The organism is Pseudomonas sp. UYIF39 (genome assembly GCF_029963765.1).
Taxonomy (GTDB): Bacteria; Pseudomonadota; Gammaproteobacteria; order Pseudomonadales; family Pseudomonadaceae; genus Aquipseudomonas.
On the sequence record NZ_JALBYU010000025.1, the window covers coordinates 1 to 13,035 of the forward strand.

The 13,035-nt window shown below is 60.3% G+C and carries 11 protein-coding genes; all 11 read right to left on the reverse strand.

The genetic code is table 11. From position 1 onward, the window contains the following. Nucleotides 1-93: 93 nt before the first annotated feature. Nucleotides 94-477 carry a glycine cleavage system protein GcvH gene (gene gcvH / locus MO767_RS25340; RefSeq protein ID WP_192411074.1) on the reverse strand — a complete coding sequence of 128 codons (384 nt, stop codon included), beginning with the start codon at nt 475-477 and terminating at the stop codon, nt 94-96. A gap of 459 nt (nt 478-936) precedes the next feature. Then, on the reverse strand, nt 937-2,445 hold the full coding sequence (locus MO767_RS25345; RefSeq protein ID WP_282482761.1) for a sigma-54-dependent transcriptional regulator: 1,509 nt from the start codon (nt 2,443-2,445) through the stop codon (nt 937-939). Between the two features lie 81 nt (nt 2,446-2,526). Beyond that, nucleotides 2,527-2,886 (reverse strand): DUF5064 family protein, encoded by a 360-nt coding sequence (locus MO767_RS25350; protein ID WP_282482762.1) that lies wholly within the window; start codon nt 2,884-2,886, stop codon nt 2,527-2,529. Nucleotides 2,887-3,209: 323 nt separating this feature from the next. Then, a complete protein-coding gene (locus MO767_RS25355; RefSeq protein WP_282482763.1) occupies nt 3,210-4,541 on the reverse strand; it encodes a CoA transferase in 1,332 nt (443 codons plus the stop codon). A gap of 81 nt (nt 4,542-4,622) precedes the next feature. Then, nucleotides 4,623-6,761 carry a methyl-accepting chemotaxis protein gene (locus tag MO767_RS25360; protein WP_282482764.1) on the reverse strand — a complete coding sequence of 713 codons (2,139 nt, stop codon included), beginning with the start codon at nt 6,759-6,761 and terminating at the stop codon, nt 4,623-4,625. 178 nt (nt 6,762-6,939) lie between these two features. Beyond that, entirely contained in the window at nt 6,940-7,329 is a 390-nt protein-coding gene (locus MO767_RS25365; RefSeq protein ID WP_282482765.1) for a YbaN family protein, read from the reverse strand. 100 nt (nt 7,330-7,429) lie between these two features. Next, complete coding sequence (locus tag MO767_RS25370; protein WP_282482766.1) at nt 7,430-8,035, reverse strand: biliverdin-producing heme oxygenase; 606 nt, start codon at nt 8,033-8,035, stop codon at nt 7,430-7,432. A 114-nt stretch (nt 8,036-8,149) separates the two neighbouring features. Next, the gene (locus MO767_RS25375; protein ID WP_282482767.1) at nt 8,150-10,741 is read right to left on the reverse strand and encodes a TonB-dependent receptor; all 2,592 of its coding nucleotides are present in this window, start codon (nt 10,739-10,741) and stop codon (nt 8,150-8,152) included. A 122-nt stretch (nt 10,742-10,863) separates the two neighbouring features. Then, nucleotides 10,864-11,829, reverse strand: a complete 966-nt coding sequence (locus MO767_RS25380; protein WP_282482768.1) for a FecR domain-containing protein — start codon at nt 11,827-11,829, stop codon at nt 10,864-10,866. 124 nt (nt 11,830-11,953) lie between these two features. Then, entirely contained in the window at nt 11,954-12,472 is a 519-nt protein-coding gene (locus tag MO767_RS25385) for a sigma-70 family RNA polymerase sigma factor (protein ID WP_282482769.1), read from the reverse strand. 77 nt (nt 12,473-12,549) lie between these two features. Further along, nucleotides 12,550-13,014 (reverse strand): methylglyoxal synthase, encoded by a 465-nt coding sequence (locus MO767_RS25390; protein WP_282482770.1) that lies wholly within the window; start codon nt 13,012-13,014, stop codon nt 12,550-12,552. Between the last annotated feature and the right edge of the window lie 21 nt (nt 13,015-13,035).

Below are 13,035 nucleotides of genomic sequence, written 5' to 3' on the forward strand. Positions count from 1 at the left end.
CATGGCTTGCTCGTCGCCGGAACGCGGGCCGATGTGGCGGGCGATGAATTCGTTGGCGGTGGTCAGATTGACTTGAGTCATGTTGGGCGCTCCTCAGGCTTCGGCGTTGGCTTTGATCAGACGGTCGTAAGCGTCTTGATCCAGCAGTTGGGCGACAGCTGATGCATCGGTTGGCTGGAAGCGGAAGAACCAGCCTTCGCCCAGCGGATCTTCGTTGACCAGTTCAGGGCTGCTGTCCAGCGCCGGGTTCACTTCCAGCACTTCACCGTCCAGCGGCATGTACACGCCGCTGGCGGCTTTTACCGACTCCACGGTGGCGGCTTCAGCGCCTTTGTCGTAGGACTGCAGCTCAGGCAGTTGTACGAAAACCACGTCGCCCAGGGCGTTCTGTGCGAAAGCGGTGATGCCGACGGTGACAGTGCCGTCAGCTTCGGTACGCAGCCATTCGTGATCTTCAGTAAAACGCAATTCGCTCATGGAAACTCCTAAGGGGGCCAGACTCGTCTGGTGGACGCGATTGAATACTCGGCAATGCCGTACTTTATGGATGGTTACTAAGCAAAATCGCGGCCAATGTTTTTTTATTGTTATAAATCAATAGCTTATGTGTTTGTTCGGGGTGCAACGATTTATTGTCTGTAGCGAAATCGCTACAGACCAAGGCGGAGAAAAAAGCCTAAGTGGATCAAAGCCTTGCACAGCGGTGATTAGGAGAGGGTGTAGCGATATCGTTCCGCTGTAGCGCTTTCAGTACAGATGGAGGTCGCTTTTAAACACGGTTTAACGTTCAACATAGAACCCTGTGGGAGCCGAGCTTGCTCGCGATGGCGGTATGTCAGTCACCATTGATTTCGACTGATACACCGCCATCGCGAGCAAGCTCGGCTCCCACTGGGGGTCTATGGTGTTAGGTGGATTGTATTTTAGCCGCAAGACTTACGGCTTATTGGGAATGCCGTACTTGCGCAACCGATGGGCGATCGCCGTGTGGGAGGTTTGCAAACGGCTGGCCAGTTGGCGGGTCGAGGGGTAGCTGACGTAGAGCTTTTCCAGCAGGTTTTTTTCGAACGCTTCCATCGCCTGTTCGAGGCTATCGACGTCGCTGTCGCTCTGACGCGCCACGGAGGTGCCAGCGATATCGAGATCGCCAATATCGACCAGGCTGCTTTCGCAAATGGCGGCAGCGCGGAAGATCACGTTCTGCAATTGCCGCACGTTGCCCGGCCAGCGATTGCCCAGCAGTGCCGGATAGGTGCCGGGTGCCAGGCGACAGACCGGGCGCTGGATCTGCGCGCAAGCCTGCTGCATGAAGTAGCGGGCCAGCAGCAGGATGTCCTGGCCGCGTTCACGCAGGGGCGGGACTTCGACGTTCAGGACGTTGAGGCGATAGAACAGGTCTTCACGGAACGAACCCTCGCTGACCATTTTTTCCAGGTCGCGGTGCGTGGCGCTGAGGATCCGCACATTGACCTTCACCTCACGATCCCCGCCCACCCGGCGGAAGCTGCCGTCGTTCAAGAAGCGCAGCAACTTGGCCTGCAAGTACGGCGACATCTCGCCGATCTCATCGAGAAACACCGTGCCCTGGTTGGCCAGTTCCATCAGCCCTGGTTTGCCGCCTCGTTGCGCGCCGGTGAAGGCGCCTGGGGCGTAGCCGAACAGTTCGCTTTCGGCGAGGTTCTCCGGCAATGCCGCGCAGTTCAGCGCCAAAAATGGCGAACTGTACCGAGCGCTAATGGCGTGGCAGGCACGCGCCACCAGTTCTTTGCCGGTGCCGGTTTCGCCCTGGATCAGCAACGGTGCATCGAGGGCCGCAACGCGCTGGGCGCGGGCCTTGAGGGTTCGAATCGCCGAGGACTCACCGAGCAGCGCATCGAAACCTTCGGCATGGTCGTGGTGCAGCGCCGACAGGCGTTCGCCGATGCGGTTGGGTTGATACAGGGTCAGCAGGGCGCCAGCGTCGGTAATCGGTGTGGCGTCCAGCAACAATGTCTGGCCGTTGACGGTGACTTCCCGCAGCGGCAGGCGGAAGCCGTTTTCCAGCAGGGCTTCGAGCAGCGCCGGGTCGGCGAACAGGTCGGCGACGCTTTCGCCGTCAGGCTCGCAACCGTACAGGGCAATCAGTGCCGGGTTGGCCAGCAGCACCTTGCCGGCACTGTCCAGCGCCAGGACCGGGTCGGTCATGGCCGCGAGCAACGCATCAAGCTGCAGGTGCCGACGCTGACCGGGAAGAATGTCGACCACCTTCACCGCTTGCACGCCGCGCACGCTAAACAACGCATCGCGCAGTTCTTCGAGGACTTCCGGGCTCAGCGTCGGGGCATCGATGTAGACGTTGGGCGGGACCATTTCCACCGCATCCAGATTGAGATTGCGCCCACCGAGCAGGGCCAGGACTTCCTGGGTAATGCCGACGCGGTCGATGAAGCTGACGTGGATACGCATGGGGCGTTTTTGGGATTCTGGAGTGCGGAGGGTGGCAAGTATGCCTTGGACGAGGGGGGTAGGTGAAATGCCAGGTTGACGTTATTCCAGATGCTCGGGTTTGACCGGGTCGCCGGATTTGACGTGGAGTTGCGCCCGCACGTCTTCAAACATGGCGTCGTACTCCTTGTGTATCGAGCCGATACTGGCCTCTTTGGGCATCCCGTACTTGTGCGCGATGCGCGTGGCATGCCGGGCGAAGTCGAACGCCTGATCTTTGGCCAGGAAGAATTCTTCCTTCAACTCCTTGTCCTCAACCGTGCCATGCATCTTGAAGAGCATACCTTCGCCTTCCTTGGGGTCCTGGACGACTTCATAGTCGATGCTCAGGCTATAACTGTAATCGCCCTTGTTCAGCGCGTGGCGCTCAATGTGCAGGTGACCGGGCTCGAACATCGCCATCGGCGTCTCTCCTTCAAAAAGGTATTGAATCAGGGCAGACCTCAGGTATGCCCTCGGAGTTTCTTTTATTGATAGCTCATCCGGGTGTCGCCGTGTCCGAGAGTGGACCGATCACCGCGACTTTTCCAGTCTGTCGGGCGAACTTGGCTCATCCTGATCAACGCGGTTTCATTGGCAATTGGAGACGTTATGAAGGTGCTGCTGGAGTACTCATCGCCTTACTCGCGCATCTGATTTAAAGCTTTTGATCGCAGTCGTCCGGGAAACTCCGTCACGTGGGGGGGCTTGGTCCGGGCGGCGTTCCGACGATAGCTATCCGGCAATTACCACCACTGCGCGCGATGTGAACCTAATTCTCCAGCAGCAAGTGCCCACTGCAACGGTGTCCCCGTTATTTTCAGCGGCACCTGCAACCGATGCGCCGGCCCCCAAGGCGTCTGCTCAACCAGCAGCCCTTGATCGTTGTCATCCTCCGCCCGCAACGGTTCATCTGTTCCTGCGCCATTTTCAATCAGCAACTTCGCCGTCCGCGCCAACGATAAGCGCGCCGATCCACCTCGCCCCAACAATCGAATCGCACTGGCCGCCATCAAATACCCGGTGGCGTGATCGAGCGCTTGCAAGGGTAATGGCGTCGGTTTGTCCGCGCGTTTCCACTGCATGCCGGCGTCGGCGATCCCGCTGCTCATTTGTACCAGGCTGTCGAAGCCGCGGCGGTTCTGCCACGGGCCGCTCCAACCGTAGGCATTGAGGCTGACGTCGATCAGGCCGGGTGCCAGTTTCTGGCGTTCGGCGACGCCGTAACCCAGGCGTTCCAATGCGTCGGCGCGGTAGCCGTGGAGCAGAATGTCGGCGTCCTTGAGCAGGCTTTCGAACACCGCGCGATCAGTCTTGTCGTGCAGGTCCAGGCGCGCGCAGCGTTTGCCCAGGGTGACTTCCGGCACCACGCCGGGTTCGTTCCAGGTCGGTGGGTCGATCCGCAAAACGTCGGCGCCGAGGCCTGCCAGAAAGCGGCTGGCGATCGGTCCGGCGAGCACTCGAGTCAAATCCAGCACCCTGATTCCGGCCAGCGGTTGCGCCACCGAGCCTTGCCACGGTTTCGCGTTCTGGCGACTGTTGTCAGCAAACTGAATCAGCGGCTCGGCGTTCACGGCCTGACCTTGGGGATGCGCCTGCCATTGCGCCCAGCTACGCATCTCGGCGGCGCAGCCACCGGCGTCGACCACGGCCTGCTCCAGATCACGTTTGGCCCATTGAGCCACCTTGCTCGCCATCGCTGTACGGTCGGCACAGGCGCCGAGCACTTTTTCGGCAGCGGCGCGGTGATGGGGGGCGTTGGTGTGCAGGCGAATCCAGCCATCCTTTGTGGCGTAGTCACCGGCGACCGGATCCCACGGCGGCGGTACGCTCCAGCCTAACGGGCGGATCGACGTGGCGAACCAAAAAGAGGCCAGACGGCGGTCGACCTCAAGGCTGGGTAAGCGACCGGTTTGTTGCTGAAGCCATTCGCTGACAGCCTGGCCGGCAGCGGCAATGCTGGCGCAAGCCAGGTCGGTGACGGCAAACGCCGAGGGCAAGGCGCCGCTCGAGGTGAACTTGACCTGGGTGTGAGGCAAGCTGAGTGCGGCTTGAATGGACGTGAGTAAATCAGTCATCGAAGGCCCTCCGGGAGAAAGGGCAGCATAGATCAAAAGATCAAAAGATCGCAGCCTTCGAAGGCTGCGATCTTTTGAGGGTTACACCCGAAACTGATCCATCAACTTCATTTGATGGGTGGTCAGCGAGTTGAGGTGGCTGCTGATCTGCGCCGATTCGGTGGCCTGGCCGGTCAGGGTTTCGGTGACGGTGCGGATCGCCGAGACGTTGCGGTTGACCTCTTCGGCCACGGCGCTTTGCTGTTCGGCGGCGCTGGCGATTTGCAGGTTCATGTCGCTGATGACCGTCACCGCGTCGCTGATTTTGCTCAGAGCCTGCACTGCTTGCTGGATCTGCCCGGCGTTGCTGTGAGCCTGGGTCTGGCTCGAATGCATGGTGGCGACCACGCCGCGAGTACCGGACTGGATGCGCTCGATGACAATGCGGATTTCTTCCACCGAATCCTGCGTACGTTTGGCCAGGTTGCGAACCTCGTCGGCGACCACCGCGAAGCCGCGACCGCTTTCCCCAGCGCGTGCAGCTTCGATGGCGGCGTTGAGCGCCAGCAGGTTGGTTTGTTCGGCGATGCTGCGAATCACTTCCAGCACGGAGCCGATCTGCTCGCTGTTGACCGCCAGTGCTTCGACTTCGGTCACCGCCTTGCTGACTTCGTCGGCCAGTTGATTGATGTCGCGGGTGCTGCGCTCGATGATCTGCATGCCGTCGCGGGCCGACAGATCGGCTCCCTTGGCCGCGTTAGCCGCGTTTGAGGCACTGTTGGCGACGTCGTGGGCGGTGGCGCTCATTTCGTTGGACGCGGTGGCGACCTGGTCGATTTCGCGGAACTGCACCTGCATGCCTTCGCTGGTCTGGCGGGCGATTTCCGAAGACTGGTCGGCGGTACCGCGCGCATCGGTGATGCTCTGCTTGATCTGGGCGATGGTCGGTTGCAGCTTGTCGAGGAAGCGGTTGAACCAGCTCACCAATTCGCCCAGTTCGTCTTTCTTGCTGTAGTGCAAGCGCTGCGTCAGGTCGCCGTCGCCGCTGGCAATCGCCTTGAGCATCTCGGCCACGCTGTTGATCGGTCGGGTCACGCCGGACGCCGTGAGCCAGATCAGCAACAGTCCGACCAGGCCGGCAATCACCGCGACCAAAACGGCTTTGATCGTGCCGCTTTGCTGGGCGTCATTGAGTACGGCTTGCAGTTTTACCGAGTCGGCCAGCAGCACTTGTTTCGGCAGGTCGATCACCACGCCCCAGGCTTTGGACTCGGCAATCGGACTGACCGGGTACACCGCACGGATCAGGTCGCCCTGTTCGAGAATCTTCGGCGTACCCCCGCTGAGTAGTTGCAGGACCTCCTTGCCGCCCGCGCCCAGGGTGTCGCCGATGCTCTTGCCGACCTTGCTCGCGTCCACGCTGTAACCGGCGAGCACGCCACTGCCGGAGACGATCAGCATGTGCCCGGCGCTGTTGAACAGATCGCGTTGGGAGTCGACCGCCGCTGCTTGCAGCGCGTCGAGGGCAATGTCCACACCCACCACGCCGATGGATTTGCCATCCACCAGCAGCGGTACGGAAATGGTGGTCATCAGCATTTCCTTGCCGGCAACGGTGTCGGCATACGGGTCGAGCAGGCAAGTACGTTTGCTATCGCGAGGGCAGGTGTACCAGCTGTTATAGGGCGTGCCGCTGAGGCTCAAGGTGGTTTTGGTCATGTCGTCTTCGACCATGATCGTGTTGATCCCGACACCGCCGGCACGGCTCCAGTAGCTGGCGAAACGACCGACCTCGTTGGACTGGCGAGCCGCATCGTTGGCGAATTCGCTGTCCTTGCCGTCGAGGCCATTGGGCTCGAATGCCAGCCAGATGCCGAGCACTTTGCTGTTGCGCTCGAAGGCGGTTTTCAGGCTCTGGTTCAACTCTTCACGCAGGGCGCCGGCGTCAAGGGAGCGCTTGCTCGCCATGGTGCGCATGTCCTTGATCTGATCGGCCAGGGCGGTCACCACCAGCAGGCTTTCGCCGAAGGTCTTCTGCACCTGCACCGCTTGCTCGGCGGCCTTGGCCTGGAGCAGGTTCTGCACGCTGGCGGTGAGCATCTTGCTGCTGGAGGCACTGACCAGTTCATCGTTCTGATCGGTCTGGTAGATGTTCATGCCAACAATCAACGCAACCACGCCAAGCAGGCACAGACCGGACAGCAGGACGATTTTCAGGCGGATAGAGAGAGAGTCGAACATAAGGCGAGCTCGCGAATGGATGAGGTGTTGGCTGTGAGTCGGGATCGACCCGGTTCGCCAAGTCCATTCAGCGCCATTTAATGCACATCGGCGTGGGCGCAGGTTGCATGAACGCGAAGCCGACGAACGGTAGCAGGTGAACGTTTGCGCAGGAAAATGCCCTGAAAAGGGCAGAAATTCAGGAAATTGTCGGCAACGATTCCGGCCGCGACCAGATCCACAGATTGCCCAGGCTCATGCCGGCAATCGCCAGAAAGATCGGCCAGCCATGATCGAGCATCACCAGCATCAACCCGGCGCACAGCAGCATGCTGACGGTGGCGCTGACCTTGGCTTTGCGGGCGATGATTTTGCCGTTGCGCCAGTTACGCAGGATGGAACCGAACAGCCGATGGTTTTCCAGCCAGGCACTCAAGAGCGGCGAACTTTTGGTTGCGGCCCAGGCGGCCAATAGGACGAACTCGGTGGTGGGCAGGCCGGGTACGACAATGGCGATCATGCCGATGCCCAGGCTGATGTAGGCGAGCAGGCCGAAGAGGATTCGTGCGAGTTTGGAAGAGGCGGGCATGGACTCAAGGGAGGTCGTCAGAGGCAAGATCGGAATTTGGAAGACCTGCTCAAACCCTGTGTGAGCGAGCTTGCTCGCTCCCACAGGGGAATGCATTCCGTCAGGCGAGTTCGGGGGTGGTGGCGTAGGCCTGTTCCAGCAGTACGGTGAAGCGGTTGAACGCGTCGATAGCGCCTTTATCCAACTCGGCTTCTTCTTGTGCGCTGAGTACCAGCCCGTCGAGGGTTTTGACGAAGCTCTTCCAGCCTTCAGCGCGGCCACCGGCCGGTTCACCGAGATGGCGGGCACCAAAGGTTTCGCTCAAGCCAAGACCGACAGCACGCTTAATCAGGAACGCCGCACCGAGTTTCGAACCTTCTGACACGAACAGCCAACCCAGCGCCTCGGCTTTGGTTGGGTTCTTCACGGCGCCTGTGACTGGCTCCGGAACTTCGGTTTCCAGATCAGCGAGGTCAGCCTTGGCTGCTTCAGCACGGCAGCGAGCTGGCAGGTCCGGGACGATGGCGGTCAATTCGGCATCGTTGTACAGCGACACCAGTTCCGACTGAAACAAATACTGAGCCACCACGAAACGCGCGAAGTTGGCCTGGGTTTCGAACGGTGCGTGGGCTTTAACCAAGGCATCAAGCTTGGTGTGAGGCTCGTTTGTGATCTGGTTCAAACGTTGCGAACGCAGAGCAGGGCGTTGAGTGTCCTGAGTGGTCATGAGAAGTCCTTGATAAAAAGAGGCGCTTGGTAACGAGACGAACAAGAAGGCGCCTGACAGTAAAAAAACCTCACTGCACCACTTCTCTAAAAGCAGCGCAGTGAGGTGGCAGGGTCAGATATCCCAGACCAGATTGACCGCAAAGTTGCGACCCGGCTGGGTCAGGCGATCAAGGTTGGCGGGGCTCAGCACTGCCGCTTCGCCGACGCTGTCGTAACCGCGCACGTCATCCCACAGCCAGTACTTTTTGTCGGTCAGGTTGTAAACGCCAGCGCTGACGGTCACATCGTCGGTGACGTTGTAGAAGCCGGTCAGATCGAGTACGCCGAAGCCCGGTGACTTGAACTGGCTGCTCACACCGTCCGGCGACTTGAAGTTGCTGTCGTCGACGCGATCCTTCCTCTTCACCAGTGTCCAGCTAAGCAAACCGCCGTAGTTGTCCTGGTCATAACCGAGACCGAACACACCGGTCAGCGGGTTGACGCTGTTGATCGGCTCGCCAATGTCGTTGTTACGGCCGTAGGCGTAGGCCACCGAGCCCTGGGTGTAGAGACCTTGTGGTGCGCCGAGCGCGTCGAGGTTCAGACGGCCCTTGATCTCTGCGCCCTTGATGGTCGCGTGTTTGATGTTGTTGCTCTGGAAGGTCAGCTCGCTGTAACCAGGGGTGACTGCGTCTTCGTTAATGAAGTCGCGGTACTTGTTATAGAACACCGCCACATCGAACGAGCCGGACTCGAAGTTGCCGCGCAGACCGGTTTCGTAGCTTTTGCTTTTTTCCGGCTCCAGGTCCGGGTTCGGTGCCACGCTGTAGCCGGTGCTGGTGTTCTCGAAGCGCCCGTACAACGCCTTGGCGGTTGGCGTGCGGAAACCTTCAGCGTACTGGCCATACCAGGTGTACTGATCGGTCAGGGCATAGGTCAGGCCGAACTTGGGTGAAACTTTGTGCCAGGTTTTGTTCTCATCGCTGACGGTACCGCGACCGTCGGCGGCCACGGTATTGAGGAACTCCTGGGTGATGTGCGGCTTGAGCTGCGTGTAGTCGTAGCGCAGGCCCGGCAGGAAGGTCCACTTGTTCCAGCTGATCTCATCCTGGGCGAACAGGCTGTAGGTATTGATGGTCGGGTCCGGGAAGTCGCTGGATTTTTTCAGCACATCGGCCGCGCTGGTCGCGCCGATGGCCGTACAGCTGCGACCGACCGCCAGGCACTTGCCGTCGCCGCTGCGCGAGCCGGTGACTTTCTGTTGCTTGATGGTGGTGCCGTAAGTCAGCAAGTGCTCGGTGTCAGCGATGTTGAAGGCTTTATCCAGTTGGGCATCGAAGACCCACTGTTTCTCTTCGTAAAGAGTGTCGCGGGTGCGCAGCACTCTACGGGTGATCGGGAAATAGTATTCTTCGGTGCTCTGATCGGTTTTGGCGATCTGGTGGTTCAGGCTCCACTTGACGTTGTCTGCCAGCAGGCTGTCGAGTGCGAAGCTGTGTTCCAGGCCGAATCGCTCACGGGTAATGGTGTCGTTGCCGGTGCGCCACTGGTACATGCCGCCGGGCAGCACGCTGTTCGGGATCGTCGGCTGGCCGTTGAAGTACGGGCCGCCGTAAGCGCTTTTCTGATCGGTGTCGCGATCGTCTTTGTATTTCTCGTATGTCAGGCCAAGGCGTGAGTCTTCATTGTAGTTCCAGACAATCTTGGCCAATACGTTGGTGGCTCGCACGTCTTCCGGGTTGGCCGCGGTACGGTCCAGACCGGTGCCGTTGTTGCTGCCAAAGGAATCGGTTTCGTGACCATCGCGCTGACTGTAATGCAGCAAGCCATCTAACTGATCGGCACGGCCGGCGACGGTGGCGGACTTCAGCCAGCTCTCGTCAGCGGAGCTGTACCCGGTCTTCAGGCGAGCGCCGACGTCTTGGCCGGGCTTGATGATGTCGTCCGGGTCGAGGGTGAAATAGCTGACGGCGCCGCCGATGGCGTTGCTGCCGTAGAGCACCGAGGCCGGGCCGCGCAGAATCTCGACACGCTTGATGATTTCCGGGTCGACGTAGTTACGCTGGGTTTTGGCATACGGGCCGTTGAAGAAGCCGTTCGGAATCTCGACGCCGTCGATTTGGGTCAGGATCCGGTCGCCGTCGATGCCGCGAATGTTGTAGCCACTGATTCCGCCGCGGGTCCCGGCACCGCCCACTGATACGCCCGGCTCGTAGCGCACCAGATCCTTGATGGTATTGACGTTGTTGCGGTCCAGCTCTTCACGGGTGTGAACGGTGACGGTGCTCGGCACGCTGTCGATGCTTTGTTCCTGGCGAGTGGCGCTGATGGTCACCTGGTCCAGGTTGAGCGCGCTGCTGTTGCTGCGCTTCTCCAGCACGATGTTGTTGGTGCCCAGTTTGCGATAGCTCAGGTTGGTCCCCACCAACAGGCGATCGAGGGCTTTCTCCGGCGGCAGCGAACCCCGTACGCCCGGCGAGGCCACGCCTTCAGCCAGTTCTGCCGGCAAGCCGACCTGCCAACCGGTCACGGCGGTAAAGGCATTGAGTGCCGAGACCAACGACTGCTGAGGGATGGCGAACGCGTAATCGCCCATGTTGCGGGGCGGTTGCTCTGCAGCGGTGGCGGCGCAGAGCTGCGCGCTGCCGGCCATCAGGATGGCGGCGGTCAGCAGCGACAGCACGCGAGAAGATGAAGAAGGTTGGCGGGTAAGGCGAGAGGACATCGATAGCGCTCCGTGTCGCACGAATCTTTATAGGTGCTGATCGGCATCCGTAGATGCGAATCAATTGCATTGGCTATAACGAGACGTACGGCGTTTGGCTATCGAGTAAAAATAATTCTCATTTAGTTCAAAATCACCAGCGCCGGGAATTCCTGGAGCCGCGCCGAGGTGATGTGGGCCAGCGAGCGGACCACGTCCAACGGCTGGTCGAGGCGGTAATTGCCGGTGACGGCGATGTCGGCCAACTGCTCGTTGTTGTTGATGATCCAGCCGGGATAGTAACGACGCAGCTCCGCCAGCACCTGGTTCAGCGGGCAGTTTTCGAACACCAGTCGACCCTGGACCCACGCCAGATCGGTCGCGGCATCCAGTTTGGCGGGACGATCAAAACCGTGGGGGCCGATGCGGATGCTTTCTCCGGCTGACAATCGAATTTGCGCGTTGTCGCGGGTCGCTCGCAAGTCGACATCCCCACGCTGCACCCGAACCTGTGCCACGCCGTCCAAATAGCGCACTGCAAAGGCGGTGTCCCGCACGCTGGCCTTGACTGGCCCAGCGTCGATTTCCAGCGGCTGGCCGCGATTGGCCGCCACCTCGAAAAATGCCTCGCCCCGATACAAACGGGCAACGCGCTGTTGATCGTTGATGGTGCTGGAGAACGCCGAATTGGTGTTGAGCAGAACCTTCGAGCCGTCCTCCAGTTGCAGGCGCTGGCGTTCACCGACCACGGTCAGGTGATCAGCCTGCAGGCGCATTGGCAGATTGCTGAAGCTGAACAAACCGAGGATCAGCACGGCGGCGGTGGCCAAGGGTTTCCAGTGCGGTCGCAGGCGCGACAGGACGGTCACTTTCGGCGACCGGGAGGCCAGGCTTTGCGCGCATTGCACGATCTGCGGGCCCTCCCAGATCGCCAGAGCCTTGGCGAAGACCTCGGCATGCAACGGATGGGCAGCCAGCCAGTCGTGAAACTGTCGGGTCTGTTCTTCGCTCGGACTGTCCAGCACGATCAGCCAGTCCAGGGCCTGGTCCATCGCGCTTGCGGGGTCCCGCGCCGGGGAGGGCGGAAGGGAGCGGTGGGTGTCCGTCACGGTGTTTCCTCGGCAGTGTCTTGGCACGGCTGTTTTTTTAGTGAAGCTTGAAAGTGGGGCAAGGGTAGCAAAGCCCGATAGTCAGTGCAGGCCATCCTCTCGCATAGAGAATAAGCCTACAGAATCAGTCGCCGTTTAACCGTTCGGCCACGCCGATGCAGATCGCCATGATCAATTTCAGCTCCTTTTGCACGGTGCTCAATGACACGCCGAGCTTCTCGGCAATCTCCAGATAACTGTGCCCGTGCAGACGGCTCAGGATGAAAATCTGCTGCTGACGGGCGCTGAGTTCATTGAGGCTCACGTTCAAACGCTCAAGCAATTGTTCGGCATGGGCGGCGTCCTCGGCACTGCTGGCGGGGGCGGCGACGCTTTCCACCACGTCCAGCGGCACGTCGTCGAGCATCGTGCGGGACAGGATTCGCCGCGCACGCAAATGGTCCAGCGCCAGGTTGCGGGCGGTCTGGAAAACGAAGGGTTCAAGGTGATCGATGGCCCGCTCACTGAGCGCCCGGGTCACTCGCAGGTAAGTCTCCTGCAGGAGGTCTTCGGCGGTGCTGTGATTGTTGACCATCCGCTCCAACGTGCGCAGCAGAGAGACTCGCTGAGCAATGAAGACGTGATTGAAGCGAGATTGACTCACGGGAGAACCTGATCCATTTCGAGCGAATGATAATGCTTATCATCCGCTCGAGTGGTCAAGTATTGATTTGTGAAGGTTCAGGCGCGGCCCAACAGATAGGTCGCGTAATCGGGGATCCGATGTTCGTGCGCCTGCTCCATCATCGGGCTGCTGAGCAGGTAGTCGGCGCTGCACTCGTTGCAGGCGACGGGAATGTTCCAGACCGCCGCGACGCGCAATAACGCCTTGATGTCCGGGTCGTGCGGCTGTGGTTCGAACGGGTCCCAGAAGAACACCAGCATGTCGACCCGCTGCTCGGCGATTCGCGCACCGAGTTGCTGATCGCCACCCAATGGGCCGCTGATCATGCTCTCCACAGGCAAATCCAGGCGCTGTTGCAACAACAACCCGGTGGTGCCGGTGGCGACCAGTTCATGCTGTGCGAGCCTGTCTTTGTGCCGCTGGGCCCAGTCCAGCAAAAACACCTTGCAGTGGTCATGGGCGACCAAGGCAATACGCTTGCGCGCTGCCATGGTCTTTTGCGTAAAGCTGATACCGATCATCGGTTGCTGCTCCTGCTTTTT